Annotated in this window: 23 protein-coding genes, 2 pseudogenes and 1 riboswitch; of the genes and pseudogenes, 13 read left to right on the top strand and 12 right to left on the bottom strand. The window is 61.4% G+C overall.

Annotated features, from left to right (window positions below):
• Positions 1 to 162 precede the first annotated feature (162 nt).
• Positions 163 to 576 (top strand): malonate transporter subunit MadL, encoded by a 414-nt coding sequence (madL, locus tag QF039_RS27355; RefSeq protein ID WP_102604131.1) that lies wholly within the window; start codon positions 163 to 165, stop codon positions 574 to 576.
• Position 577: 1 nt separating this feature from the next.
• A complete protein-coding gene (gene madM, locus QF039_RS27350) occupies positions 578 to 1,342 on the top strand; it encodes a malonate transporter subunit MadM (RefSeq protein WP_003216820.1) in 765 nt (254 codons plus the stop codon).
• A gap of 156 nt (positions 1,343 to 1,498) precedes the next feature.
• Here the strand turns inward: madM and QF039_RS27345 are convergent, their stop codons facing one another.
• The 3 genes and pseudogenes from QF039_RS27345 to QF039_RS27335 all read right to left on the bottom strand — a co-directional run bounded on the left by QF039_RS27345 (position 1,499) and on the right by QF039_RS27335 (position 3,558).
• Positions 1,499 to 2,413: a LysR substrate-binding domain-containing protein gene (locus QF039_RS27345; RefSeq protein ID WP_003216822.1), complete on the bottom strand. Its 915-nt coding sequence runs from the start codon at positions 2,411 to 2,413 to the stop codon at positions 1,499 to 1,501.
• A gap of 37 nt (positions 2,414 to 2,450) precedes the next feature.
• A pseudogene (locus QF039_RS27340) lies at positions 2,451 to 2,941 on the bottom strand (chromate transporter).
• Between the two features lie 50 nt (positions 2,942 to 2,991).
• The gene (locus QF039_RS27335) at positions 2,992 to 3,558 is read right to left on the bottom strand and encodes a chromate transporter (RefSeq protein ID WP_307521655.1); all 567 of its coding nucleotides are present in this window, start codon (positions 3,556 to 3,558) and stop codon (positions 2,992 to 2,994) included.
• A gap of 235 nt (positions 3,559 to 3,793) precedes the next feature.
• On the opposite strand from QF039_RS27335, the gene QF039_RS27330 reads away from it, so the two are divergent.
• On the top strand, positions 3,794 to 4,411 hold the full coding sequence (locus tag QF039_RS27330; RefSeq protein ID WP_008434116.1) for a hemolysin III family protein: 618 nt from the start codon (positions 3,794 to 3,796) through the stop codon (positions 4,409 to 4,411).
• Here the strand turns inward: QF039_RS27330 and QF039_RS27325 are convergent.
• On the bottom strand, positions 4,406 to 5,308 hold the full coding sequence (locus QF039_RS27325) for a LysR family transcriptional regulator (RefSeq protein WP_093204136.1): 903 nt from the start codon (positions 5,306 to 5,308) through the stop codon (positions 4,406 to 4,408). The genes QF039_RS27330 and QF039_RS27325 overlap by 6 nt on opposite strands.
• 108 nt (positions 5,309 to 5,416) lie before the next feature.
• Here QF039_RS27325 and QF039_RS27320 point away from each other — a divergent pair, with 108 nt between their 5' ends.
• The 3 genes from QF039_RS27320 to QF039_RS27310 are packed head-to-tail and all read left to right on the top strand — an operon-like array spanning position 5,417 to position 7,952.
• Entirely contained in the window at positions 5,417 to 6,658 is a 1,242-nt protein-coding gene (locus tag QF039_RS27320) for a D-amino acid dehydrogenase (protein ID WP_307521650.1), read from the top strand.
• Positions 6,659 to 6,668: 10 nt separating this feature from the next.
• Positions 6,669 to 7,022, top strand: coding sequence for a RidA family protein (locus QF039_RS27315; RefSeq protein WP_087693233.1), 354 nt, complete (start codon positions 6,669 to 6,671; stop codon positions 7,020 to 7,022).
• Positions 7,023 to 7,049: 27 nt separating this feature from the next.
• Positions 7,050 to 7,952 carry a transporter substrate-binding domain-containing protein gene (locus QF039_RS27310; protein ID WP_087693232.1) on the top strand — a complete coding sequence of 301 codons (903 nt, stop codon included), beginning with the start codon at positions 7,050 to 7,052 and terminating at the stop codon, positions 7,950 to 7,952.
• 135 nt (positions 7,953 to 8,087) lie between these two features.
• Here QF039_RS27310 and QF039_RS27305 read toward each other — a convergent pair whose 3' ends face one another.
• Complete coding sequence (locus tag QF039_RS27305; RefSeq protein ID WP_087693231.1) at positions 8,088 to 8,807, bottom strand: 16S rRNA (uracil(1498)-N(3))-methyltransferase; 720 nt, start codon at positions 8,805 to 8,807, stop codon at positions 8,088 to 8,090.
• Positions 8,808 to 8,893: 86 nt separating this feature from the next.
• Positions 8,894 to 10,300 carry an adenosylmethionine--8-amino-7-oxononanoate transaminase gene (locus QF039_RS27300; protein WP_307521646.1) on the bottom strand — a complete coding sequence of 469 codons (1,407 nt, stop codon included), beginning with the start codon at positions 10,298 to 10,300 and terminating at the stop codon, positions 8,894 to 8,896.
• Between the two features lie 280 nt (positions 10,301 to 10,580).
• Here QF039_RS27300 and QF039_RS27295 point away from each other — a divergent pair, with 280 nt between their 5' ends.
• Both QF039_RS27295 and QF039_RS27290 read left to right on the top strand, forming a co-directional pair.
• The gene (locus QF039_RS27295) at positions 10,581 to 11,132 is read left to right on the top strand and encodes a cytochrome b (RefSeq protein WP_003216842.1); all 552 of its coding nucleotides are present in this window, start codon (positions 10,581 to 10,583) and stop codon (positions 11,130 to 11,132) included.
• Between the two features lie 32 nt (positions 11,133 to 11,164).
• A complete protein-coding gene (locus tag QF039_RS27290; RefSeq protein WP_003216844.1) occupies positions 11,165 to 11,761 on the top strand; it encodes a YceI family protein in 597 nt (198 codons plus the stop codon).
• A gap of 69 nt (positions 11,762 to 11,830) precedes the next feature.
• Here the strand turns inward: QF039_RS27290 and QF039_RS27285 are convergent, their stop codons facing one another.
• From QF039_RS27285 to ahcY, 5 genes and pseudogenes are all read right to left on the bottom strand, one after another.
• Positions 11,831 to 13,714, bottom strand: coding sequence for a DEAD/DEAH box helicase (locus QF039_RS27285; RefSeq protein WP_003216846.1), 1,884 nt, complete (start codon positions 13,712 to 13,714; stop codon positions 11,831 to 11,833).
• A gap of 222 nt (positions 13,715 to 13,936) precedes the next feature.
• Positions 13,937 to 14,740 (bottom strand): ABC transporter substrate-binding protein, encoded by an 804-nt coding sequence (locus QF039_RS27280; RefSeq protein WP_023659310.1) that lies wholly within the window; start codon positions 14,738 to 14,740, stop codon positions 13,937 to 13,939.
• A gap of 70 nt (positions 14,741 to 14,810) precedes the next feature.
• A pseudogene (locus tag QF039_RS27275) lies at positions 14,811 to 15,894 on the bottom strand (hypothetical protein).
• Positions 15,895 to 15,969: 75 nt separating this feature from the next.
• Positions 15,970 to 16,815 (bottom strand): methylenetetrahydrofolate reductase [NAD(P)H], encoded by an 846-nt coding sequence (gene metF, locus QF039_RS27270; RefSeq protein ID WP_307521640.1) that lies wholly within the window; start codon positions 16,813 to 16,815, stop codon positions 15,970 to 15,972.
• Positions 16,816 to 16,990: 175 nt separating this feature from the next.
• Positions 16,991 to 18,400, bottom strand: a complete 1,410-nt coding sequence (gene ahcY, locus QF039_RS27265; protein ID WP_003216850.1) for an adenosylhomocysteinase — start codon at positions 18,398 to 18,400, stop codon at positions 16,991 to 16,993.
• Positions 18,401 to 18,421: 21 nt separating this feature from the next.
• Positions 18,422 to 18,527, bottom strand: a riboswitch (S-adenosyl-L-homocysteine riboswitch).
• Positions 18,528 to 18,725: 198 nt separating this feature from the next.
• Here ahcY and QF039_RS27260 point away from each other — a divergent pair.
• The 3 genes from QF039_RS27260 to QF039_RS27250 all read left to right on the top strand — a co-directional run bounded on the left by QF039_RS27260 (position 18,726) and on the right by QF039_RS27250 (position 22,020).
• Positions 18,726 to 19,130, top strand: a complete 405-nt coding sequence (locus QF039_RS27260) for an acyl-CoA thioesterase (protein WP_003216852.1) — start codon at positions 18,726 to 18,728, stop codon at positions 19,128 to 19,130.
• Positions 19,131 to 19,207: 77 nt separating this feature from the next.
• Complete coding sequence (locus QF039_RS27255; protein ID WP_003216853.1) at positions 19,208 to 20,092, top strand: formate/nitrite transporter family protein; 885 nt, start codon at positions 19,208 to 19,210, stop codon at positions 20,090 to 20,092.
• A 65-nt stretch (positions 20,093 to 20,157) separates the two neighbouring features.
• On the top strand, positions 20,158 to 22,020 hold the full coding sequence (locus QF039_RS27250; protein WP_023659308.1) for a DUF3857 and transglutaminase domain-containing protein: 1,863 nt from the start codon (positions 20,158 to 20,160) through the stop codon (positions 22,018 to 22,020).
• A gap of 9 nt (positions 22,021 to 22,029) precedes the next feature.
• Here the strand turns inward: QF039_RS27250 and QF039_RS27245 are convergent, their stop codons facing one another.
• A complete protein-coding gene (locus QF039_RS27245) occupies positions 22,030 to 23,286 on the bottom strand; it encodes a sodium:proton antiporter (RefSeq protein ID WP_017476479.1) in 1,257 nt (418 codons plus the stop codon).
• 453 nt (positions 23,287 to 23,739) lie between these two features.
• On the opposite strand from QF039_RS27245, the gene QF039_RS27240 reads away from it, so the two are divergent.
• Together QF039_RS27240 and QF039_RS27235 are read left to right on the top strand one after the other, a co-directional pair.
• Positions 23,740 to 24,573: an EamA family transporter gene (locus tag QF039_RS27240; RefSeq protein WP_063026578.1), complete on the top strand. Its 834-nt coding sequence runs from the start codon at positions 23,740 to 23,742 to the stop codon at positions 24,571 to 24,573.
• A gap of 31 nt (positions 24,574 to 24,604) precedes the next feature.
• Entirely contained in the window at positions 24,605 to 24,991 is a 387-nt protein-coding gene (locus QF039_RS27235) for an MAPEG family protein (protein WP_003216858.1), read from the top strand.
• Positions 24,992 to 25,017: the final 26 nt, after the last annotated feature.

Here is a 25,017-nt window from a genome sequence, read left to right as displayed (position 1 = left end):
GTGCGCAGCGCTCCGAGGATTTCAGGGCCGCTACGCAGCCCAACGGGAGCAAGCTCCCTCGCCACAGGTACGGTATTCATCTTTATCGGATCGGCATTGCCGCCCAAGGCTTTCGAAGCACAAAAACAACAATTTCGATGAAGCACTTTGAGGACAACCATCATGATTATTTACGGTGTGGCGTTGCTGGCGATCTGCATGTTGGCCGGCGTGATTCTGGGCGACATGCTCGGCGTGTTGCTGGGAGTCAAATCCAACGTGGGCGGGGTGGGGATCGCGATGATCCTGCTGATCTGCGCACGGTTGTGGATGCACAAACACGGCGGCATGACCAAGGAATGCGAGATGGGTGTCGGCTTCTGGGGTGCCATGTACATCCCGGTGGTGGTGGCGATGGCGGCGCAACAGAACGTGGTGACCGCGCTGCACGGCGGCCCGGTGGCGGTGCTGGCGGCGATTGGTTCGGTGGTGGTGTGCGGTTGCACGATTGCTTTGATCAGCCGTACGCACAAAGGCGAACCGTTGCCCGATGAAGAGCCGCTGATCGCGGTTGCACCTGTCGCGGGAGGTCGCTGATATGTGGGAACTCATCGAGAAAGGCCTGGCAAATAACGGCTTGGTCACCGCCTTTGCATTTGTTGGCGTGGTGATGTGGATTTCGGTGGTGCTGTCCAAGCGCCTGACCTTCGGGCGCATCCACGGCTCAGCCATCGCGATTGTGATCGGGCTGGTGCTGGCCTGGGTGGGCGGCACCTTGACCGGCGGGCAGAAAGGCCTGGCGGACGTGGCGCTGTTTTCCGGGATCGGCTTGATGGGCGGCGCCATGCTGCGGGACTTTGCCATCGTGGCCACGGCGTTTGAAGTACAGGCCACCGAGGCGCGCAAGGCCGGCTTGATTGGTGCGATTGCCTTGCTGCTGGGCACGGTGCTGCCGTTTATTGTGGGCGCGAGCATCGCCTGGGCGTTTGGTTATCGCGATGCGATCAGCATGACCACCATCGGCGCGGGCGCGGTGACGTACATCGTCGGGCCGGTGACCGGGGCGGCGTTGGGTGCAAGCTCGGATGTGGTGGCGCTGTCCATCGCGACTGGGTTGATCAAGGCGATCCTGGTGATGGTGGGCACGCCCATGGCGGCACGCTGGATGGGCCTGGATAACCCGCGCTCGGCGATGGTGTTTGGCGGCCTGGCCGGTACGGTGAGCGGCGTGACGGCAGGCCTGGCAGCGACGGACCGGCGGTTGGTGCCGTATGGCGCACTGACCGCCACCTTTCACACCGGGCTTGGGTGTTTGCTGGGGCCGTCGGTGCTGTACTTCATCGTGCGCGGGATTGTCGGCTGACCCGAGAGGTGTCGACCGCTTTTGTGGCGAGGGAGCTTGCTCCCGCTGGAGCGCGAAGCGGTCCCAATGCATTCTTCCTGAAACAACGCGGGCGCTGATTTTACGACTGCTGCGCAGCCGAGCGGGAGCAAGCTCCCTCGCCACAGGGGATCATTGTCAGGTTTGACGATTCGCATACATCCGGCACTCTGCCAACAGCGCGAGCAAGTTCGGGTCGCGCTCCTTGGCTTTCAGAAACACCACGCCAATGTGCTGCTGCAAACGGTAGCGCGGTTGCAGGGGAATCAGCTTCACCCGGTTCTCGTACACCGCCGCAATCCGTCCCGGCAGCAGCGCATAACCCACGCCCGAGCTGACCATGCTCAGCAGGGTGAAGATGTCGTTGACCTGCATCGCCACCTTCGGCTCGAACCCTGCCTGCTTGAATACGCGGTTGCCATCCTGATGGGTGGCGAAGCCTTGGGTGAGGGTGATGAAGGTGGCGTCGCGCACGTCCGCCAGGTCGATTTCCTGTTCGCGGTCGAAGGGTGAATCGGCCGGGGTGGCGAGGAAGATGTCGTCGGAAAACAGCGCGATCTGCTCGCAGTCGGGATCGTTGGCGTGCTCGTCGAGGGAGATCAGGATCGCATCGACTTCCATGTTCTTCAGCTTGTACAGCAGGTCGAAATTGGAGCCGAGGATCAGGTCGATATTCAGCTCGCTGCGGCGAATCTTCAGCCCCATGATCAACTGCGGCACGGTCTTCACCGTCAGCGAATACAGCGAGCCCAGCTTGAAGCGCTCGGCGGAAAAGCCGGCGGCCTCGCGGGTCACCCGCACACTGTCCACCACATCCTGCACCAGCTTCTGCGCACGCTCCTCCAGCACATAGGCGCTTTCCAGCGGCGTGAGGTTGCGCCCTTCGTGCTTGAACAGCGGGCAGCGCAGGGCGTTTTCCAGGGAGTGGATCGCCCGGTGCACGCTGACGTTGCTGGTCTGCAGTTCAGCCGCCGCCCGCGCCAGGTTACCGGTGCGCATGAACGCCAGGAAGATTTCCAGCTTCTTGAGGGTGAACTCTTCGTCGATCAGCATGGGCGTGACTCTTGTTCGAATGCCGTCGATTGTGCCCCTAAAACCAGTTCACTCCCAGCCATGCGCTGCACAGGCCCAACACCACGCCGAGGATGATCAGCCAGATTGCGTTGAGCCTTGTGTAATACACCACGGCAGCGCTGGCCAGGGTCAGTACCAGGCTGGTGGCGTTGTTTTCCAGGCTGTTCATCAGGATGTAGCTGGCGGCCAGGATCAGCCCGATGGAGATCGGCAACAGACTGCCCTTGACCCGCTGCACCCACGGGGTCTTGGTGTGTTTTTCCAGCCAGCCGGCGCCGAGGTAGGTGAGTACCGAGCAGGGCACCAGCTTGGCGCTCAGGGCCACCAGGGCGCCGGGCAACCCGGCGGCTTGCTGGCCGATAAATACCAGGAACATGCCATTGGGCCCGGGCAAGGCCTGGGCAGGGCGAAGAAGGCGACGAACTGGGCGTCGGTGATCCAGTTCATGTCGGTGACGGTGTAGCGGTGGATATCGCTCAGGGCCACGGTGTTGCCGCCAATCGCCATCAGCGACCACAGCGCGCATTGGATCATCAGGTGAAACAGCACGCTCTGCATCAGCCAGCCACCTTCTGCTTGCCCATGAAACTCAAGGCCAGGGAGCTAGGAATGCAGATCAGCAGGACCATCCACAGCGGCAGCACCAGCACCGCCATCAATACGAAGGTCAGGACGAACGCGCTGTAGTTGGCCAGGGTTCGCGGCATGGCCTTGAGCAGGCGCAGAGTGGTGCCGAGCATCAGTCCGGTGGCGATCGGCATCACCGCGCCGAAGATCTGCTGCACCACGTCATGGCTCCACCATTTGGCATAGGCGTAGCCGGCCAGTACGGTGATCAGCGAGGGGAACAGATACAAGCCGACCACGGTCACAACCGCACCTGGCAAGCCGTGCAGGCGCCGGCCGTAGATGATGCCGACGTTGGCGATATTCGGCCCGGGAAAGAATTGGCCGGTGGTCAGCAACTCGTTGAAGCCTTGTTCGCTGACCCACTGCCGGCGGTCGACCATCATCTGCCGCGCCCAGGGCATCACGCCGCCAAAGCCGAACAGGCCGACCATGGCGAAGTTGTAAAACAATTGCCACAGACTCGGGTGGGGCTGGGCAGGTTCGAGGTCGGGCATGGGCGTTACCGATGAGGGGCTTTTATGTAGGAGCTGGCTTGCCTGCGATAGCGGTGGGTCAGACATGCATCTGCTGCTGATACACCGCTATCGCCGGCAAGCCAGCTCCCACAGGATGAAGCGAATCATCCATCGGCATGTGTATTTGGGCAAATGAAGAAAGGTTGTTACCTGATGTTGGATGGGTGACGTCAGAATGGTCGAGGTGATAACCGTTATTCGAGGTGAGTGACACATGTATCACGGGGAACGATTCAACGCCTGGAGCCACTTGCTCGGGGCGGTTGCGGCTTTTGTGGGTGCGGTATGGATGTTGGTGGTGGCCGGTATGGACGGCAGCCCCTGGAAGATTGTCAGCGTAGCGATCTACGGTTTCACATTGCTGGTGTTGTACAGCGCGTCCACCGTTTACCACAGCGTGCGCGGGCGCAAGAAAGCGATCATGCAGAAGGTCGATCACTTTTCGATCTACCTGCTGATCGCAGGCAGTTACACGCCGTTTTGCCTGGTGACGTTGCGCGGGCCGTGGGGCTGGACGCTGTTCGGGATTGTGTGGGGGCTGGCGGTGATCGGCATCCTGCAGGAGATCAAGCCACGCTCCGAGGCGCGGATCCTGTCGATCGTGATCTACGCCGTGATGGGCTGGATCGTGCTGGTGGCGGTCAAGCCGCTGATTGCTGCGCTGGGGCCTACCGGGTTTGCCTGGCTGGCGTCGGGCGGGGTGCTGTACACCGTGGGCATTATTTTCTTTGCCCTGGAGGACCGCCTGCGGCACTCCCACGGGATCTGGCATTTGTTCGTGATTGGCGGCAGCCTGCTGCATTTCGTGGCGATCATGGGGTACGTGTTATAGCCGGTCCAACTGCTCCTGGGCCCGGCTGCCGAAGATCTCCAGCAGGCTCGCCAGCATATGCGGCGGCGGTTCGTCGGCGCGGGTCAGGGCGTACAAGGTGATCGGCAGCGGCGGCGCAAGGGGGCGAATGCAAGTAGTGGCCGGCGACGCGCCGAGGGCGGTGAACGGATCAATCACCGCCAGCCCGGCGCCGGATTCGACCATGGCCCTGGCCAGGGAATAGGTCTGCACTGCGATGCTGACCCGTGGCGGTGGATCGACCGCTTCCAGGTAGCTGTCCAGCTTCGCCGACAACGGGTCGGCGCTGGACAGGCCAATCAACGGCGCGCCCGCCAGGGCCATCAGCGGCAAGGGTTTGCCCAACTCGTTTTCCTTCCAGTAAGCCTTCGGCGCCAACGCCACCAGCACGCCGTGGGCCAGGGCCTGGGCGGTCAGGCCCGGGTGATCGGGCGGTTGCAGGGTCAGTGCCACGTCGACCTCACGCATCAGCAGGTTTTGCACCAGCTCGCGGCTGTGGGCGCTGGACAGCTCGCAGGCGATGTCCGGGTAGCGTTGGGTCCATTCGCGGATGGCCGGCGGCAGCAACGACAAGGCCAGCGCGGGTGTGGCGCCGATACGCAGGCTCTGGCCCGGCTCGCGGCGCAGGTTCTGTGCCAGGCGCCGCACGCCTTGCAGGCTTTCGGTGACCTTGTCGACTTCGCGTTCCAGCGCCAGCGCTTCCGGGGTTGGCTGCAGCTTGCCGCGTATACGCAGGAACAGCGGGAACCCCAACTGCAACTCGGCGTGCTGCAGCACCTTGCTCACCGCCGGCTGCGAGACATGCAGCAACTGGGCGGCGGCGCTGATGGAACCGGTCTGGCGGATGGCCTGGAAGATTTCGATATGACGCAAGCGCATGGGCAGTCCATAACCTTTGTTTATGGGTGACCCATCTTTATTCATTGTCCCGCCGCTGTCACCTGCCTCTAACCTTCAAGCCTGACATCGCACGGTTAAGGGACGCACATGGCTCAGCAGGTTTGCATCATCGGTGGCGGGGTTATCGGCCTGGCGAGTGCCTACGCGCTGGTGCGTGCCGGCATGCAGGTGACGGTGGTCGAAGCCCGGGAAACCCTGGGCAGCGAGACCAGCTTCGCCAACGGCGGGCAACTGTCCTACCGCTATGTCGCACCGCTGGCCGACAAGGGCGTGCCGCTGCAAGCCATCGGCTGGATGCTGCGCGGTGACTCGCCGCTGAAGCTGCGCCCGCGCATGGACCCGGCGCAGTGGCGCTGGATGGCCTCGTTCCTGGGCGCCTGCCGTGGCTCGGTGAACCAGCGCAATGCGGCCCACTTGCTGCGCCTGGCGTCCTTGAGCCAGGGCACCCTGCAACGCTGGCGTGAAGAAGACCAACTGGGCGGTTTCCACTGGCGGCGCAACGGCAAGCTGGTGACCTTTCGCAGCCTCGACAGCTATGAACGCGCCTTGAACAAAGTGACCGACCCGCTGCAACAGCAAGTGCTCTCGGCGGCGGACTGCGCACGGCTGGAACCGACCCTGGACAGCGCCAGTTTTGCCGGCGGCATCTATACGCCCAATGAAGAGGTCGGCGACTGCCATGGGTTCTGCCAGCAACTGGCGGCGCGCCTTGAAGCGTCGGGGCGTTGCACGTTCCTGTTGGGGCGCAAGGTGACGGCGATTCGTCACAGCGCAGGCGCCGTGCAGGCTATCGAAATGGGCAGTGAAGTCTTGCCGGTGCAGCACCTGGTGCTGGCCGCCGGGCACCGCAGCCCCGAGCTGGCCTTGCCGGGTATGTCACTGCCGCTGTATCCCCTCAAGGGTTACAGCCTGAGCGTGCCGATTGGCGCGCAGCATCAGGCGCCGAACATCAGCATCACCGATTACGACCGCAAGATCGTCTACGCGCGCATCGGTGAGCAACTGCGGGTGGCGGCGATGGTGGATATTGTCGGCTTCGACACCCGCCTGGAACCCAAGCGCCTGGCGCTGATTAAACGCCAGGCATTTGAGACGTTCCCGCTGGCCGGTGACTACCAGCACGCGGTCGAATGGGCCGGTATGCGCCCGGCCACGCCTACCGGCGTGCCGCTGATTGGTGCCAGCGCCTACAGCAACCTGTGGCTTAACCTCGGCCACGGCGCCCTCGGGTTTACCCTGGCTTGCGGCAGCGGCCAGGTACTGGCCGAGTTGATTGGCCGGCACACCACTTCCATTGATATGCAGGGCTTCGCGCCCCGAGCCGCTTGAGGATATTTCGATGACCATCACCCGAATCAACAGCAACAGCCGCTTGTCTGGCGCCGTGGTGTTTCAGGACCTGGTGTTTTTGTCCGGCCAGGTGCCGGGCGAAGGCCGTGATGTAAAGACCCAGACCGAACAGGTGCTGGCCAGGATTGATGCGCTGCTGGCCGAGGCCGGCAGCGACAAGGATCATCTGCTGAATGCGACCATCTACCTGAACAATATCCAGGAGGGTTTTGCGCCGATGAATGAAGTCTGGTCCGCCTGGCTATCGCCGGGGCAGGCACCGACGCGTACCACGTTGCAGGCGCAGTTGGCACGACCGGACGTGCTGGTCGAGATCAGTGTCATTGCAGTGCGCCGTACCTGAACCTTTAACCACCAACGGAGAATAACAATGCAAAAAATCACGTTGATCGGCTGCACCCTGGGGCTGTTGTTGGGGGCTCAGGCCCATGCCACCGAGGCCCCCTTGGACGGCACGCTGAGCAAGATCGCCAACGCCAGGAGCATCACCCTCGGCTATCGCGATGCCTCGGTGCCGTTTTCCTATGTGGGGGATCACAGCGGCAAGCCCATGGGCTATTCGGTGGAGCTGGCGAACAAGATCGTCGAGCGTATCCAGCAGAAAACCGGTGTGCCGAAGCTCAACGTGAAGTACAACCTAGTGACTTCCCAGACCCGCATAGCCCTGGTGCAAAACGGCACCGTGGACCTGGAATGCGGTTCCACCGGCGTGACCGCCGAGCGGCAGAAACAGGTGGCGTTTTCCTACGGGTTTATCTACGTGAAGGGCCAGTTGCTGACCGCCAACGACAGCGGCATCAAAAGCTTCGCCGACCTGCAAGGCAAGAACGTGGTAACCACCGCCGGTACCACCAATGAGCGGTTCCTCAAGAGCTACAACGTCGATCACAAACTGAACATGTCGGTGATCAGCGCCAAGGACCACGGCGAAGCCTTCCAGATGCTGCAATCTGGCCGGGCGGCGGCGTTCTACATGGATGATGCGTTGCTCTACGGCGAGCGCGCCAAGGCCAGGGACCCGCACAAGTGGGTGGTGGTCGGGGAAGAACAGTCGCGGGAAATCTACAGCTGCATGGTGCGCAAGGACGACCCGCAGTTTCTCGCGGTGGTCAACGAGACCCTGGCCGGGCTGTACAGCTCGGGGGAGATCAACGGGATTTACCAGCGCTGGTTTGAGCAGCCGATTCCGCCCAAGGGCTTGAACCTGGAATTCCCGATGACCAGTGAGTTGAAGGCGATTATTGCGACGCCTGTGAGTGACCCGGTGGAGTAGCGGAGTGCAAACCCGATCCAAATGTGGGAGCTGGCTTGCCTGCGATAGCGGTGGGTCAGTTGCACATCTGTTGCTGATACACCGCTATCGCAGGCAAGCCAGCTCCCACATTAGATTGGGTTTGCAAGGCAGGGTTTAGAAGTCGCCCCAGAGTTGTTGAGCCACCGCCAGCGCAACGACTGGCGCAGTTTCGGTACGCAGCACCCGTGGGCCCAGCCGTGCGGCATGAAACCCCGCACCTTGTGCCGTCTCGACTTCCCCATCAGTCAATCCACCCTCCGGCCCGATCAGGAAGGCCAGGCTCCCAGGCTTGGCGTGGCTCACCAGGGGCTCGGCCACCGGGTGCAGCACCAGCTTCAAATCCGCTTCGGCCTGTTTCAACCAATCCGCCAGCAACAGCGGTGGGTGAATCACCGGCACCCGCGAGCGACCGCACTGCTCGCACGCGCTGATCGCCACCTGGCGCCAGTGCTGCAGGCGTTTGTCGGCGCGTTCGTCCTTGAGGCGTACTTCGCAGCGGTCGCTGAAGATCGGGGTGATTTCATTCACCCCAAGCTCGGTGGCTTTCTGGATCGCCCAGTCCATCCGCTCGCCACGGGACAGGCCCTGGCCGAGGTGAATCTGCAACGGCGATTCGACCTGCCCGGCGAAGGTTTCGGTGACTTGCACCACCACGCGTTTTTTGCCGACTTCCAGCAAGCTGGCGCGAAACTCCTGGCCGGAACCGTCGAACAACTGCACGGGGTCGCCTTCGCTCATGCGCAATACGCGGCTGATGTAGTGCGCCTGGGCTTCCGGCAACTCGTGGTCGCCAAGGCTCAGGGGGGCGTCGACAAAAAAGCGGGACAGTCTCATTTCTGTTCTCTGGAAATAGTGTGCAGGGCGGACGCGGAGCGTCCATGGCTGCATTCCCACGCGGAGCGTGGGAACGATCAACTCAATCAGCCCGGATCACGAAACCCCGGGTGGAAATCCTTGGGCACCGCCACGCTGACCTTGCTGTTGGTGGCAATGTCGATCCCTTCGCTGGCCACTTCAGCCAGGAAGTCGATCTGCTTCGGGGTGATCACATACGGCGGCAGGAAGTACACCACGCTGCCCAACGGCCGCAGCAGCGCGCCACGCTCCAGCGCATGCTCGAACACCTTCAGGCCACGGCGTTCCTGCCACGGGTAGGCGGTCTTGGTGGCCTTGTCCTGCACCATCTCGATGGCCAGCACCATGCCGGTCTGGCGCACTTCCGAGACGTGCGGGTGGTCCACCAGGTGCGCGGTGGCGGTGGCCATGCGCTGGGCCAGGGCCTTGTTGTTTTCGATGACGTTGTCTTCTTCGAAGATATCCAGGGTCGCCAGGGCCGCCGCACAGGCCAGCGGGTTGCCGGTGTAGCTGTGGGAGTGCAGGAAGGCGCGCAGGGTCGGGTAGTCGTCGTAGAAGGCGTCGTACACATCGTCGGTGGTGACCACCGCGGCGAGCGGCAGGTAGCCGCCGGTCAGGGCCTTGGACAGGCACAGGAAGTCCGGGCGGATGCCGGCCTGTTCGCAGGCGAACATCGTACCGGTGCGGCCAAAGCCCACGGCGATTTCGTCGTGGATCAGGTGCACGCCATAACGGTCGCAGGCTTCGCGCAGCAGCTTGAGGTACACCGGGTGGTACATGCGCATGCCGCCGGCGCCCTGAATCAGCGGCTCGACGATCACGGCGGCCACGGTGTCGTGGTTTTCGGCCAGGGTCTGCTCCATGGCCAGGAACATGTTCCGGGAATGTTCTTCCCAGCTCATGCCGTCGGGGCGCAGGTAGCAGTCGGGGCTCGGCACCTTGATGGTGTCCAGCAGCAGGGCTTTATAGGTCTCGGTGAACAGCGGCACATCGCCTACCGACATCGCGGCGATGGTTTCGCCGTGGTAGCTGTTGGTCAGGGTGACAAAGCGCTTTTTGTTCGGCAGGCCGCGGTTGAGCCAATAGTGAAAGCTCATCTTCAGCGCGACTTCGATGCACGACGAGCCGTTGTCGGCGTAGAAGCAGCGGGTCAGGCCTTCGGGGGTCATCTTCACCAGGCGCTCGGACAGCTCGATCACCGGCTGGTGGCTGAAACCGGCGAGGATCACGTGTTCCAGCTGGTCGACCTGGTCCTTGATGCGCTGGTTGATACGCGGGTTGGCGTGGCCAAACACGTTGACCCACCAGGAACTGACGGCGTCGAGGTAGCGTTTGCCTTCGAAGTCTTCCAGCCAGATGCCTTCACCGCGCTTGATCGGGATCAGCGGCAGTTGCTGGTGGTCTTTCATCTGGGTGCAGGGATGCCACAGCACCGCAAGGTCGCGTTGCATCCACTGGTTATTCAAACCCATGTTTATTCTCCTCGAAGCGGCTCGCGACGTGCGCGGGCGAAACAATCGCGCAAGCCTATGCAATGCAGGCCTGTGTCACAACCCAATTGCATGTTTGTAGGGCAAATCGCAGTAAACGCAGGACGGTCTGTCACGTTTCTTGGGAATAGTCCTTAATCTCTTGTTAACTTACTCTGCATACGCTCTTGATCGTATTTCTCGATATTTCAAAGCGAAATTTTCCGCTTTAATTCGATAGGTAAATCGATAGTCTTGCCACAGCTCTTACGGGATTTGGGACATGCAACTACGTAATTCACCGGCCCGCTATGGCTGGGTCAGCATCGTTTTGCACTGGGGCGTGGCCCTGGTGGTGTTCGGTCTGTTCGCATTGGGCCTGTGGATGGTCGGTCTCGACTACTACAGTGCCTGGCGCAAAGACGCCCCGGACCTGCACAAGAGCATCGGCATTACGCTGTTCGCCATCATGCTCGTGCGGATCGTCTGGCGCCTGGTCAGCCCGCCGCCGCCACCGCTTGCCAGCTATAGCCGCATGACGCGTCTGGGGGCTGCGTTTGGCCACGCGTTCCTGTATCTCGGGCTGTTTGCCGTGATGATTGCCGGTTACCTGATTTCCACCGCAGACGGTGTCGGGATCCCGGTGTTTGGCCTGTTTGAGATTCCTGCACTGGTTTCCGGGCTACCGGACCAGGCAGACACTGCAGGCGTGGTGCATTTGTACCTGGCCTGGGTATTGGTGGTGTTCGCCGGCCTGCATGGCGTGGCCGCGCTGAAACACCATTTCATTGATCGTGATGTGACCCTGGTTCGTATGCTGGGGCGCAAAGCCTGATGTTCAACCTCGACTCACAAGGAATAGAAAGCATGTTGAAAAAGACTCTCGCCGCTCTGGCCATCGGTTCTGCCCTGCTGACTGCCGGTCAGGCGATGGCAGCTGACTACGTTGTCGACAAGGAAGGCCAGCACGCCTTCGTTGACTTCAAGATCAGCCACTTGGGCTACAGCTTCATCACCGGTACCTTCAAGGACCTGGACGGCAAGTTCAGCTTCGATGCTGCCAAGCCTGAAGACAGCAAGATTGAGTTCAACGTCCGCACCGCCAGCGTGTTCACCAACCACGCCGAACGTGACAAGCACATCGCCAGCAAAGACTTCCTGGACGTTGGCAAGTTTGCCGATGCCAAGTTCGTCTCCACCAGCGTCAAGACCACTGGCAAGAATGCTGCTGGCCAAGTCACTGCTGACGTGACCGGCGACCTGACCTTTCACGGCGTGACCAAGCCGATCGTCGTCAAGGCGACCTTCCTGGGTGAAGGCAAGGATCCATGGGGCGGCTACCGTGCCGGCTTTGAAGGTACTACCTCCTTCAATCGCCAGGACTTCGGCAAGCAGATGGACCTGGGTCCAGCGTCCAACAACGTTGAGCTGTACGTGACGTTTGAAGGTGTGAAAGCGAAGTAATTTTCGCCGGCCACACAAAAATGCCCCGGATCTCGCGATCCGGGGCATTTTTTATGGCGCTTTGAAAACTCAGCGGTTGCGGGTCAGCAACGCCGGTTTTTCACCACGTGGACGGCCCGGCAGTTGATCCAACTGCTCAGGTGTCAGCGTGCGATCGCTTTTCGACTCTTTGTGGATGATCTTCGGTGCCGGGCCGCCGCGCGGGTTTTGCACCGCTGGCTCCGACAGGCGAGGTTGATCATCACGGGCCGGGCGACGGTTGCGCGACTCTTCGCGACGGGCCTGGCCGTCACGCGGTGCACCGTTGCGCGGGCCGCTGCGCTTGGCAGGCGGGGTGCCGGTGGTGGCGCCGTTGCTGCTGCGCGGACCGTTCTGGCGACCTTGCGGCTGCCCGCCGGTACGCGGAGTACCTGCGCCTGCGCCCTGGGCTGGAGCGCCCGGACGACGACCACGGCCCTGGGCCGGCTTGGCCTGGGGCACGTAGTCAACGCGGTTACCGAAGTTGTCCACGTCGTCGTCCAGGAACTCGTCCGGAGCACGGTCGGCAGCAGCACGTGGCGGTTGGCTCGGCTGGCGCTGTTCGCGGGCCGGGGTGCCTTCACGGGGCTTTTGCTCACGGGCCGGGCGTTCGCCACGGCCATTGGTCGCAGCCTTGTCCTTGCCGCCCTTGTCCTTGCCCTTGTCTTTACGACCGCCACCACCGCCGCCGCCGTTCGGGCCATCGCCCTTCGGACCGCGTGGGTTGTTGCGCGGGTTGCGCACGTCCGGACGCTCGCGTACTTCAGGCTTCTCGGCCTCAACGGCGCTGGAGTCGAAGCCCATCAGGTCGCCGTCGGCGATTTTCTGCTTGGTCATGCGCTCGATGCTTTTCAGCAGCTTTTCTTCGTCCGGTGCGACCAGGGAAATGGCCTCGCCCGAACGACCGGCCCGGCCAGTACGGCCGATACGGTGCACGTAGTCTTCGTCGACGTTTGGCAGCTCGAAGTTGACCACGTGGGGCAGTTGGTCGATGTCCAGGCCGCGAGCGGCGATGTCGGTGGCGACCAGGATGCGCACTTCACCGGCCTTGAAGTCGGCCAGGGCTTTGGTGCGGGCGTTCTGGCTCTTGTTGCCGTGGATCGCGACGGCGGTGAGGCCGTGCTTGTCCAGGTACTCGGCCAGGCGGTTGGCGCCGTGCTTGGTGCGGGTGAACACCAGCACCTGTTCCCACGCGCCGGCGGTGATCAGGTGGGCCAGCAGCGAACGCTTGTGGGCGGCCGGCAGGCGGAATACGCGCTGCTCGATACGCTCGACCGTGGTGTTCGGCGGCGTGACTTCAATGCGCTCGGGGTTGTGCAACAACTTGCCCGCCAAAGCGGTGATGTCGTTGGAAAACGTGGCCGAGAACAGCAGGTTCTGGCGTTTGGCCGGCAGGCGCGCGAGGACCTTTTTCACGTCATGGACAAAGCCCATGTCGAGCATGCGGTCGGCTTCGTCCAGCACGAGGATTTCCACGTGGGACAAATCGACGCTGCCTTGGCCGCACAGGTCGAGCAAGCGACCCGGGCATGCAACCAGTACGTCGACACCACGGGACATGGCCTGAACCTGTGGATTCATGCCGACGCCGCCGAAGATGCAGGCGCTGACGAACTTCAAGTCGCGGGCATACAGCTTGAAGCTGTCATGCACTTGGGCGGCGAGTTCGCGGGTAGGGGTCAGGACCAGTACGCGCGGTTGGCGCGGGCCATGACGCTGGGATTTGTCCGGGTGACCGTTGGGGAACAACCGCTCCAGGATCGGAAGGGCGAAGCCGCCGGTTTTACCAGTACCTGTCTGAGCCGCAACCATCAGGTCGCGGCCTTGCAACACGGCGGGAATGGCCCGCTGTTGCACCGGAGTAGGCTCGGTATAGCCCGCTGCCTCGATGGCGCGGACTAAAGCCTCGGAGAGACCGAGGGAAGCAAAGGACATGAGTAATCCTGTTTTAGTTAGGGCTTGGCCCAGAGGGATAGTCTTGCCTGGCGTGAATGGCGTTTAGATGAACGCAATCCCGTCCGGTCCTGCTGGGGCTGGCGGGCACTCAGACGGCTCGCGCGGGCTTGAAAGCTGCGCTGTAGCGGGGTCGGGTGCCTTTTGCAAGACCGAAGCGTCCGGGCGTAAGCCTGGCGGAAAGGCCGGAGTATAACAGAGCAATCACTCTGCGCTGCTTTCCTGCTGCTCAACGGTGCGTACGGGCAGGGCTGATGCGCTGGTTTGCGGGCTGCTGCCTGCATATTTGGCGCTCAAGGCCGCGTAGGCAGGCTCTTGCTTGAAGCGTTTGAGTTCGGCGGCGAAGCGTTGCACCAGCAAATCCATGCCGGCACCGCGGCGCACGGCCAGGAACTGTGGCTGGCTGCTGACTACCTGGGGTGCCTGGGTGACCTGGTCCTCAAGTCCAAGGGCCTTGAGTACATGCTGGCCAACCCGACGGTCCGTGATCACCAGGTCGATCCGGCCAAGGGCCAGTTTGCCGAAGTTGGCCTCATGGCTGGCGGCCGGCTCCTGCTTGAACAGGGTGGACTCGCTGAATTCGGCGCCATAGAGGTAGCCTGGCGAGGTGCCGATGGTCAGGCCGCGCAGGTCGTCGAAGGTCTGGAACGGGTGTGGGCGCTGATTGGCGTAGAACAGCACGAACTCCACCTCGGACAGCGGCTCGCTGGGGTACAGCAGCACCGCGTCGCGTTCATGGCTATGGAAAATATCCAGTGCGCCGTCGGCCTGGCCCTGGTCGAGCATCGCCAGGCAGCGCTTCCAGGGCAGGAATTGCCAATCCACATCGATGCCCAGGCGCTGGAACACGATCACCGTGGTCTCGTAGTCGAGCCCGCGCATGGTGCCGTTGTCGTCGTAGACGTAAGGCGCCCAGGGCTCGGTGACAATGCGCAGTTTCTCGCCATGGGCACCGAGGCTCAGGCAAGCGAAAAGAACAGCAGTCAATAACCGGAAAGTGACAGGCATACCCTGAGATTACGACTGTATCGGGCTAAAGAGAAGCTCTGGCACAGTGATCTGCGGGCGCCCGCCAGGTTTACTTGCCCGGAGATTTGATCAGGTGTTCGTAGATCGCCTCGCGCCGCTCGCCGAGAATCAGCCGCACCACGGGATTGCCAAACCAGTGCTCCAGCAGATGGGCATCCACCGGTCGGCCCTGGCGCTCTTCCTGGGTTTTGTCGGGCCTTGTCCCACCAAACCGGGCCACACGCCTGGTCGAACTCGTTTTCATGTTCGTAGCAGCCGTAGAGGATTTCCCGGATGAACTGCTGCTGGTGCTTGGGCAGTGCCAGGGTGATCAGCTTGTACATCAAGCGTTGCAGACGAGGCGGGCGGGGCAGGTGGGCGGAAACCTGGCGCGTGTCATTCAGGGCCGTGGCGCTGGTGGGGTTTGCCCCATGCTTGGCGATCCACGCCTTGACCTTGGCCCGGAACAGCTGCTTGCGGCTCCAGTAATGGTGGATCAGGTCCGGGCATTCGCGCACGTTGAGGGTGCGATAGGCGGCAATGGACAGGCAGAACTCTTCCAGGGTGTAGGCGCCCTGGGCGTGGGGAAACAGTTCGTCCATCAACTCGATCGAGCGGTCGAGGATGTGCGCGTCCTGCTGCGTCAGGCCCATGACCCCGGAATTGAGGGTCATCATGTCATCGTCGGCCACGCCCATGTCCAGCAGGCGCTGGTACAGGGCGCTGTACAGAATGCTTTCGTGGTTGTCGCCGTACTTGGTGTAGAAGGCGTTGCACAGCAGGGTGCCGGGCTGCACGCGTTCAAACAGCGCCAGGGGCGAATGGTGGAAAAACGTATCGGTGTCGATCAGCAGCGCCACTTCGGATTCTCGCAACACTTGCCGCAGCACTACGTGCTTGGTGCGAAAGTGGTAGCCGTGAGGCTCGCTCCAGCGTTTGCGCGTGGCTTCGTCCAGCGGGCGTACCCGTACCGGCAGCAGGCGGTAGGGCTCGGGGTTGTCGCTGAAGACCTGGATGTCGATGCCTGTGTCCGGCTCGTCCCGCAGGAACGACAGGGCGCTGGCGATGCTGAATACCGCTTCCTGATGGTAAGTCTCTGCGCCGAACACCAGGTAGACCAGTTGCGGGCGGGACGTCGGGGCGGATGTATTCATGGACTGCAGAATTCCGTGGGCGTTTAGAACGGCAAAGGCCCTCATTATGAGGGCCTTTGCATTTCGGAACAGACCTTAGCGTGGCAGCTTCAGGTTGTTCCAGACAGCGAGGCTTGGCTCAGCCTGGTTCAGGGTATAGAAGTGCAACCCTGGCGCGCCACCTTGCAACAATTGTTCACACATTTCGCTGATGACCTGTTCGCCGAACGCCTGGATGCTCTTGACGTCGTCGCCGTAGGCTTCCAGTTGTTTACGAATCCAGCGTGGGATTTCCGCGCCGCAGGCGTCAGAGAAGCGCGCCAGTTTGCTGTAGTTGGTGATCGGCATGATGCCCGGCACGATCGGGATGTTCACGCCCATCGCTTGTACACGCTCAACGAAGTAGAAGTAGCTCTCTGCGTTGAAGAAGTACTGGGTGATCGCGCTGTTGGCGCCGGCGTTGGCCTTGCGCACGAAATTCTGCAGATCGTCTTCGAAATTGCGCGCCTGGGGGTGCATCTCCGGATAAGCGGCCACTTCGATGTGGAAGTGATCGCCGGTTTCTTCGCGAATGAAGCTCACCAGGTCATTGGCGTAGCGCAGCTCGCCGCTGGCCATGCCCATGCCGGAGGGCAGGTCACCGCGCAGGGCGACGATGCGCTTGATGCCGGCTTGCTTGTACTGGGTCAGCAGGCTGCGCAGGTCGGCCTTGCTGTCGCCCACGCAGGACAAATGCGGAGCTGCAGGTACTTTGGCTTGGCTTTCCAGCTGCAGCACGGTGTTGATCGTGCGATCGCGGGTGGAGCCACCGGCACCGTAGGTGCAGGAGAAGAAATCGGGGTGGTAGCTGGCCAACTGCTTGGCAGTTGCCATCAGTTTTTCATGCCCAGCATCGGTCTTGGTCGGGAAGAACTCGAAGCTGTAGCGACGGTCTTGGGACATGGTCATACCTATGGAAACTCATAAAGCCAGAAGGTGCACACCGTCAATGTGGGAGCGGGCTTGTGTGGGAGCCGGGCTTGCCCGCGATGCAGGCACCTCGGTGCGTCAGTCACACCGAGGTGATGCTATCGCAGGCAAGCCAGCTCCCACTTAGAGCCGGTGCCTACAGTAGGACTTAGTAGCGGTAAGCGTGCGGCTTGAACGGGCCTTCGACCGTCACGCCGATGTAGTCGGCCTGGGTCTTGGTCAGTTGAGTCACTACGCCGCCGAAGCCGCGGACCATTTCCAGGGCCACTTCTTCGTCGAGTTTCTTCGGCAGTACTTCCACGGTCAGGCGCTCGGCTTTCTGGGCGGGCGACAGGTCGGCGTATTTCTGGCCGAACAGGAAGATCTGCGCCAGTACCTGGTTGGCGAACGAGCCATCCATGATGCGGCTTGGGTGGCCAGTGGCGTTGCCCAGGTTGACCAGACGGCCTTCGGCCAGCAGGATCAGGTAGTCATCGTTCTGCGGGTCGAAATCGCCAGCACCGGTACGGTGAACCTTGTGTACCTGTGGCTTCACTTCTTCCCATGCCCAGTTCTTGCGCATGAAAGCGGTGTCGATTTCGTTGTCGAAGTGACCGATGTTGCACACCACGGCGCGCTTTTTCAGGGCCTTGAGCATGTTCGAGTCGCACACGTTCACGTTGCCGGTGGTGGTCACGATCAGGTCGATCTTGCCCAGCAGGGCCTTGTCGATGCTGGCTTCGGTGCCGTCGTTCTGGCCGTTGATGAACGGCGAAACCACTTCGAAACCGTCCATGCAGGCTTGCATGGCGCAGATCGGGTCGACTTCGGAGACTTTAACGATCATGCCTTCCTGACGCAGGGACTGGGACGAACCCTTGCCCACGTCACCGTAGCCGATCACCAGCGCTTGCTTGCCGGACAACAGGTGGTCGGTGCCGCGCTTGATCGCATCGTTCAGGCTGTGACGGCAGCCGTACTTGTTGTCGTTCTTGCTCTTGGTCACCGAGTCGTTGACGTTGATGGCCGGGATTTTCAGCTCGCCCTTGGCCAGCATGTCCAGCAGGCGGTGAACGCCGGTGGTGGTTTCTTCGGTCACGCCGTGGACGCGGTCGAGGATCTGCGGGTATTTCTTGTGCAGCAGCTCGGTCAGGTCGCCGCCGTCGTCGAGGATCATGTTGGCGTCCCATGGCTTGCCATCCTTGAGGATGGTTTGCTCCAGGCACCACTCGTACTCTTCTTCGGTTTCGCCTTTCCAGGCGAACACGGCGATACCGGCAGCAGCGATAGCGGCAGCGGCCTGGTCTTGAGTCGAGAAAATGTTGCAGGACGACCAGCGTACTTCGGCACCCAGGGCAACCAGGGTTTCGATCAGCACGGCAGTCTGAATGGTCATGTGGATGCAGCCGAGAATCTTCGCGCCCTTGAGCGGCTGCTCAGCGGCGTACTTGCGACGCAGGCCCATCAGGGCTGGCATTTCGGATTCGGCGATAAAGGTTTCGCGACGGCCCCAGGCAGCGAGGGACATGTCGGCGACTTTGTAGTCGGTAAAACCTGCAGGCGTGATTACAGCGCTCATGAAGAGCCTCCATTCGTAGTGTGCGAATGGGCGCCGTTGTGCGTTTAGTATCCAGCTGGCTAACCAGGCCGGACAACGCCCCATCCGAGCCTGACAGGTCGAGCCTGCTGCAGCGCCCCTCGGACAGGTGGCGGGAGAACGGTATCAATCGAAGATGACCGTTTTGAAGCGGAGGCGATTATAGCCGCCTGCGCCTGACTTCTAAAGCCTTTCTGTCGGCGGCATGAAGATCGCTCATGGGGTTGATAGGCAATGGCTCATAGAGCTTGGGCCCGGCCTCTGCCATGATGTTGCCCATCATTTCGCAACACGCTTTGGAGTGAATATGAACTTCCACACTCGCAAATGGGTAAAACCCGAAGACCTCAACCCCAACGGCACCCTGTTCGGTGGCAGCCTGCTGCGCTGGATCGACGAAGAAGCGGCCATCTACGCGATTGTCCAGTTGGGCAACCAGCGGGTGGTGACCAAGTACATCTCCGAAATCAACTTCGTCAGCGCCTCGCGCCAGGGCGACATCATCGAACTGGGCATCACCGCCACCGAGTTCGGTCGCACCTCCATCACCCTGACCTGTGAAGTGCGCAACAAGATCACGCGCAAGAGCATTCTGACGGTGGAAAAAATGGTCTTCGTGAACCTGGGTGAAGACGGGTTGCCAGCGCCCCACGGCCGTACCGAGATCAAGTACGTGAAGGATCAGTTCCAGTCGGAAGGCCTCGGCGAGTAATCCTGCGCAGGGCCAGTGAACGCTCTTGATCAACCATAGGTCGTACCTGAACATCGCCCCCCCGTTCAGGTATCACCATGGCCACGCAAGAAGACGGCAAGACCCCCAATCTGTCGCAGGAAGAGCAGCACGACGTCGACAAGAATCAGCCGCCTCGCGCGGCGGTTCTGCATGAAATCATCCGCACTCAAGGCGATCAGGAACTGGAGCGCAACGTCGCCGCGTTGTGGTGGTCGGCGCTGGCCGCCGGCCTGACCATGGGCCTGTCACTGATGGGCATGGGCTTGCTCAACTCGCGCCTGCCGGATGGCGAAGAGTTCAAGGTGATCGCCAGTTTTGGTTACTGCGCCGGCTTTCTTGCCGTGATCCTCGCCCGTCAGCAGTTATTCACCGAAAACACCCTGACCGCGGTGTTGCCGGTGATGAGCAAACCCACGCTGAAGAATTTCGCACGCCTGCTGCGTTTATGGGCCGTGGTGCTGGTGGGCAACCTGTGCGGCACCTTGCTGGTGGCGTATGTGATGCTGCACTTGCCGATCTTTGACACCAAGACCGACCTGGCCTTCCTGGAAATCGGGCGCAAGGTCATGGAAAACGACGCCTACCAGATGTTCGCCAAGGGCATCGTGTCGGGCTGGATGATCGCCACCATGGTGTGGATGATCCCCTCCATGGAAAGCGCCAAAATCTGGATCATCATCCTGATCACCTACCTGATGGCACTGGGAGACTTCACCCACATCGTGGTGGGCTCGGCGGAAGTGTCGTACCTGGTATTCGCCGGCGAGCTGCCGTGGAAAGACTTCTGGCTGGTGTTCGCCGGGCCGACGCTGGCGGGCAATATCATCGGCGGCAGCTTTATCTTTGCGCTGATCAGCCATGCGCAGATTCGCAGCGAAAGTAGCTTGCCGGGCAAGGTTGCCGACCCGCGTCACCCTCATCAGATCAACAAGGAACCGTAAGCCGATTCGTCATAAATGAATGGCAAAGTCGCGGCGCGGCTTTTCATTCATCAAGAAGGATCTTTATGCGGGCTTCCCCTCTTTTCCCATGGCGCAGGCTATTGGGGCTGCTGCTGGTATCAGGTGTGTTGGGTTCTGCGCAGGCCACGGATGATGGTGCAGACCACTCCGTGACCGTCGAGAAAATGGCTCAGTCATTCGTGATCAACGCCGACGGCAGTTATGTGCAGGACTACGAGTCAGTGGTGCGCATCAACGAAGAGCGTGGCATTCGGTCCCAGGCGCAGCAGCCGGTGAGCTACAACCGTTCCCTGGATACGCTTGAGATTGTCGAGGCGTTCACCCACAAGCCTGACGGGCGCAAAGTGCCGGTGAGTGCCGAGCAGATCAAGGAGCAGCAGGAGCGGGCTTCCGCCGACGCACCGATGTTCCAGGACTCCCGGGTCAAGGTGGTGATATTCCCCGAGGTGGCGGTGGGTGATCGCTTGATCCTGCGTTTTCAACGAGTGCGCAAGACCCCGTTGTTCCCCGGCGAATTTATTGACTTCGCAACGCCAAGCCGTAATCCGATGGAGCAGTTCAGCCTGACCTACGATCTGCCGGTGGATAAGCCGCTGTACGTCGATGCCAAAGGCTTCAGTGCATCTACGCCGGCGGCGGCGCCCGGGCGCAAGGTGTATCGCTGGGATTACGTGCCGGCTGAAAAGTCCCGTCCCGAGCAAGGCGCGGTGGCGTACGTGGATTACGGCCAGCGTCTGGCGGTCTCGACGTTCCCCAGCTATCAGGCATTGGCCAAAGCCTACGATGCCCGGGCCACCGTCGAAGTGACCCCGGCGATCAGCACGCTGGCCAAGCAACTCACGGTCGACTTGCCAACACCTCGGGCCAAGGCTTTGGTATTGAGTAACTGGGTACGCCGGAACATCCGGTATGTGGCGGTGTACATCGATGCCGGCGGGGTGGTTCCCCACGCTGCGCAGTCGGTGCTGGACAACCGCTATGGTGACTGCAAGGACCATGTGGCCCTGCTTGAAGCGTTGCTCAAGGCCGTCGCCATTGAAAGCTCCCCGGCGCTGATCAGCTACGGCAGTGCCTACACCTTGCCCAAGGTTGCGGCGGTCAGCCCGATCAACCACGCAATCACCTATATCCCTGGCCTGGACCTGTACCTGGATTCAACCGCGACTGGCACGGCCGCCGGTTACCTGCCCAACCTCGACCTGGATAAACCGGTGTTGTTGACGCGTACCGGCGAGATCGGCCGCACGCCGGCGACTCAGCCGGGCAAAGAGTTCAGTGAGCTGGTATTCAAGGTGGACGCCAGTGGCGCTGCAGACTTCACCCAGGCTAAGCGCCTGGACGGTTGGCGCGCGGAGTTTGCCCGGACCTCGATTAAGTCGATGAAACCGGCGGACCGTGACTTGATGATCCAGAAAATCCTGCACGGTTATGGCCAGGCAGGCAGCGGCACGCTGCAAACCGACCCCTTGGACAGCGACGCCCCAAGCTTCAATGCCGTGATGGTGGGGCGCACGGACAACCTGGTGAATGTGCCGGGCCCGATAGGTGTGCCGGCGCTGAGTAGCCTGGGCGGAGGGATTGCCCAGAACGTATCTGCCCTTGCTGTGGAAAAAGAGCGGGCGCAGGCCTTCATCTGCATTTCTGGAGAGAGCACTGAGACGGCCCGGTTCGAGTTTCCCAAGGCCCTCAATATTCTGGCGGTGCCCAAGGCGGTTTCGTTCAAGGGCGTTGGCTTCGAGTACAGCGCCACCTATTCCCGGGAGGGCAACACCGTACTGATTTCACGCACGGCCAGGTTTGCCCACCCGGAAGCGGTTTGCAGCGCCGAGCTCTTCGCGCAGATGAAGCCGGTGATCCAGGCTATGGTCAATGACCTGAAAAGCCAGATCATCGTGCAAACGCTTTGACTGTGAGCTTCAGTGGTGAGCCTCGGGAACAGGCTCATCCTTGGTCACATGCTTGACCAGCTTGCCGATGCTCAAGCCCTGCAACAGGATCGAAGACAGCACCACGATGTAGGTGATGCTCAGCAGCAAGTCACGCTCCGGGCCCAGTGGCAGGGCCAGGGCCAGTGCCACGGAAACCCCGCCGCGCAAGCCGCCCCATGTGAGGATGCGGATGGTGCCGCGGGGCACCGTGCGCCAGCGGCGCAGCAGCAGGATCGCCGGGGCCACCGTCAGCAGGCGTGACAACAGGATTGCCACCGCCAGCAAACTGGCGGCCAACACGTGCAGCCAGTTGAACGGCAACAGCAGCAGTTCCATGCCGATCAGCGCAAACAGCAGGGCGTTGAGCATGTCATCGAGCAGTTCCCAGAAACCGTCCAGGTAGCGCCGGGTCATGTCGTTCATCGCCAGCTTGCGGCCGAGGTTGCCGATGATCAGGCCCGCCACCACCATCGCAATGGGTGCCGAGACGTGCAGTTCAGTGGCCATCGCCGAGCCGCCGATCACCAGGGCCAGGGTCAGCATCACTTCGATCTGATACTGCTCGATGCTCTTGATCATCAGGTACACGATGTAGCCGATCAGCCCGCCAAACACCACGCCGCCAATCGCCTCATGGGCAAACAGCATGGCCGTGGCGCCGACCGTAGGCGTCTCGCCCAGTTGCGCGATGCCCAGCAACACGGTGAACACCACCACCGCCGTGCCGTCGTTGAACAGCGATTCGCCGACGATGGTGGTTTTCAGCGGTTTCGATGCATTGGCGGTCCGCAGCACACCGAGCACGGCAATCGGGTCGGTGGGGGAAATCAGTGCGCCGAACAGCAGGCAGTACAGGAAACTCACGTGCCAGCCGAACAGGGCAAAGATGTAGAAGGCCAGGCTGCCGATCACCACCGTGGCAATCAATACGCCGAAGGTGGCAAGCAGGCCGATGGGCCAGCGGTAGCTGCGCAGGTCGCTCAGGTTGACGTGCAAGGCGCCGGCGAACAGCAGGAACGAGAGCATCCAGTTCATCAGCAGGTCGCCGAAGTCGATCTGGCCGATCAACTGCTGGATGCGCTCTTCAAGGCCGGGGTAGCCGATAAAGCTCAAGCCTTGCAGCAGCAGGGAAAACATCAGTGCCGTGACCATCACACCGATGGTGGGCGGCAGGCCGATGAAGCGGTAGTTCACATACGTGAGCAGGGTGGTGAGGCAAATAAACGCAGCGACAAGTTCAAGCATCCGGGGTCCTTGGATGGAGGAGTGAGTAGAGATCATATGTGGGAGCTGTCGAGCCCCAGCGAGGCTGCGATGGCATCACCTGGGTGAGGCTGCAAGACCGCAGCGCCTGTATCGCAGCCTCGCTAAAGCTCGACAGCTCCCACACAGAACACATTTATCAGTTGGCTACGTTGACCGCAGCACGGCGGCGACGTTGCAGGTCGATGAACAAAAGTGCCGCCACCACCATCCCGCCGATCCATGCACCGAGCGGCATGCAAGGATCTCCTTCGGTAATCGTGACGCTCTGATCAGGCATACGCAGGCCGACGCCCGGATCGGCGAAGATCGGGCAGCAGCAAAAATTTATTGGTCCAGGTCTTTGCGCAACTGAGTGCGGCGTGGTCGGCTTTAGTATAAACAGGTGCTGAAATATGGCGAATCAATTCCGCTTTTTATGACTGGGGAGTCACCGTGATTGCAACAGCTTTGGTACTGGTAGCGGCGTTGTTGCATGCGACGTGGAACACCTTGATCAAATTCAGCGGCGAGCGCCTGTTGGTCATCGCGTGCATGGACACGGTGGCGTTGCTGTTTGTGGTGCTGGCGGTGGGGTTTGTATCGTTTCCGCCACTGGAAATCTGGCCGTGGATCATCGCCTCGGCGTTGTTTGAATTGCTCTACCGCTACCTGCTGATCCAGGCCTATCGCGTGGGTGACCTGGGCCTGGTGTACCCATTGATGCGCGGCTTGTCGCCTTTGGTGGTGTTGGCGCTGACGCTGGTGTTTGCCGGTGAGGTGCTCAGTACCCAGCAGATTCTCGGCATTCTGCTGATTCCGTTCGGCATGCTGTGCCTGTTATGGCAGGGCGGCGGTGGCGACCGGTTGCCCTGGTCGATGCTGCCGGTGGTGGCGTTGATCGGCCTGTGTATCGGTTGCTACACCTTCCTCGATGGCCAGGCATTGCGCCGTTGGTCACACCCGCTGGACTACCTGGTGTGGCTGACGCTGATAAGCGCATGGCCGTTTCCTTTGCTGGCGATGGTGCGCAAACGGGCGGCGTTCGGGCTGTTCTGGCGCACGCAGTGGCGACTGGGGCTGAGTGTCGGGTTGTGCGTGTTGTTGAGCTACGCTCTGGTGCTTTGGGCCATGCAGTTGGGCTCGATTGCCGAAGCCGCTGCGCTGCGGGAAGTCAGCGTGATCCTGGTGGTGCTGTTCGGCATGCGTTACCTGAAAGAACCTTTCGGCCGCCCACGGCTCATAGCCTGTGGGTTGGTGCTGATCGGCATGTTCGTGATGAAGCTCTAACCGTCGGATAAAACTAAAAAAGGAATGGGTTATGACAGTCGCTTTCTGGTGTGTGTTGATCGCAATCTTTCTGCCGTACCTGTGCACGGGCGTGGCCAAGTTCAGCGGCGGCAAGTTCGGGCCCCGGCAGAACCATGACCCGCGGGCGTTCCTCGACACCCTCGAGGGGTTTGCCAAGCGCGCCCACAGTGCGCAACTCAACAGCTTCGAAGTGACCCCGGCCTTTGCGGCCGCGGTGATCATTGCCCATCTGGCTGGCGTTGCGTCGCTGGTGACGATCAACGTCCTGGCGGTGCTGTTCATCACCAGCCGGTTGCTCTACATCATCTGCTACCTGGCGGACTGGGCGATGCTGCGGTCGGTGGTGTGGGCGGTGGGGATGGCGTTGATTGCGAGCTTTTTCTTCGTCTCGATCTGAAGCCTGACACTGTTCTAGTGTGGGAG

Origin of the sequence: Pseudomonas sp. W2I6 (assembly GCF_030815935.1) — a bacterium.
Lineage (GTDB): Bacteria > Pseudomonadota > Gammaproteobacteria > Pseudomonadales > Pseudomonadaceae > Aquipseudomonas.
Note: the sequence above shows the minus strand (reverse complement) of the source record. Positions and strands in the feature narration are given on the sequence as shown.

Bases quoted from the DNA above. Each gene is read 5' to 3' on its own strand.
- QF039_RS27295 (WP_003216842.1), top strand. From the start codon at position 10,581: ATGCAACTACGTAATTCACCGGCCCGCTATGGCTGGGTCAGCATCGTT.
- QF039_RS27315 (WP_087693233.1), top strand. From the start codon at position 6,669: ATGACCATCACCCGAATCAACAGCAACAGCCGCTTGTCTGGCGCCGTG.
- QF039_RS27345 (WP_003216822.1), bottom strand. From the start codon at position 2,413: ATGCTGATCGACGAAGAGTTCACCCTCAAGAAGCTGGAAATCTTCCTG.
- QF039_RS27290 (WP_003216844.1), top strand. From the start codon at position 11,165: ATGTTGAAAAAGACTCTCGCCGCTCTGGCCATCGGTTCTGCCCTGCTG.
- ahcY (WP_003216850.1), bottom strand. From the start codon at position 18,400: ATGAGCGCTGTAATCACGCCTGCAGGTTTTACCGACTACAAAGTCGCC.
- QF039_RS27260 (WP_003216852.1), top strand. From the start codon at position 18,726: ATGAACTTCCACACTCGCAAATGGGTAAAACCCGAAGACCTCAACCCC.
- QF039_RS27335 (WP_307521655.1), bottom strand. From the start codon at position 3,558: ATGCCCGACCTCGAACCTGCCCAGCCCCACCCGAGTCTGTGGCAATTG.
- QF039_RS27250 (WP_023659308.1), top strand. From the start codon at position 20,158: ATGCGGGCTTCCCCTCTTTTCCCATGGCGCAGGCTATTGGGGCTGCTG.
- QF039_RS27305 (WP_087693231.1), bottom strand. From the start codon at position 8,807: ATGAGACTGTCCCGCTTTTTTGTCGACGCCCCCCTGAGCCTTGGCGAC.
- QF039_RS27330 (WP_008434116.1), top strand. From the start codon at position 3,794: ATGTATCACGGGGAACGATTCAACGCCTGGAGCCACTTGCTCGGGGCG.
- QF039_RS27245 (WP_017476479.1), bottom strand. From the start codon at position 23,286: ATGCTTGAACTTGTCGCTGCGTTTATTTGCCTCACCACCCTGCTCACG.
- QF039_RS27310 (WP_087693232.1), top strand. From the start codon at position 7,050: ATGCAAAAAATCACGTTGATCGGCTGCACCCTGGGGCTGTTGTTGGGG.
- QF039_RS27235 (WP_003216858.1), top strand. From the start codon at position 24,605: ATGACAGTCGCTTTCTGGTGTGTGTTGATCGCAATCTTTCTGCCGTAC.
- QF039_RS27285 (WP_003216846.1), bottom strand. From the start codon at position 13,714: ATGTCCTTTGCTTCCCTCGGTCTCTCCGAGGCTTTAGTCCGCGCCATC.
- QF039_RS27325 (WP_093204136.1), bottom strand. From the start codon at position 5,308: ATGCGCTTGCGTCATATCGAAATCTTCCAGGCCATCCGCCAGACCGGT.
- madL (WP_102604131.1), top strand. From the start codon at position 163: ATGATTATTTACGGTGTGGCGTTGCTGGCGATCTGCATGTTGGCCGGC.
- QF039_RS27320 (WP_307521650.1), top strand. From the start codon at position 5,417: ATGGCTCAGCAGGTTTGCATCATCGGTGGCGGGGTTATCGGCCTGGCG.
- QF039_RS27280 (WP_023659310.1), bottom strand. From the start codon at position 14,740: ATGCCTGTCACTTTCCGGTTATTGACTGCTGTTCTTTTCGCTTGCCTG.
- metF (WP_307521640.1), bottom strand. From the start codon at position 16,815: ATGTCCCAAGACCGTCGCTACAGCTTCGAGTTCTTCCCGACCAAGACC.
- madM (WP_003216820.1), top strand. From the start codon at position 578: ATGTGGGAACTCATCGAGAAAGGCCTGGCAAATAACGGCTTGGTCACC.
- QF039_RS27255 (WP_003216853.1), top strand. From the start codon at position 19,208: ATGGCCACGCAAGAAGACGGCAAGACCCCCAATCTGTCGCAGGAAGAG.
- QF039_RS27300 (WP_307521646.1), bottom strand. From the start codon at position 10,300: ATGGGTTTGAATAACCAGTGGATGCAACGCGACCTTGCGGTGCTGTGG.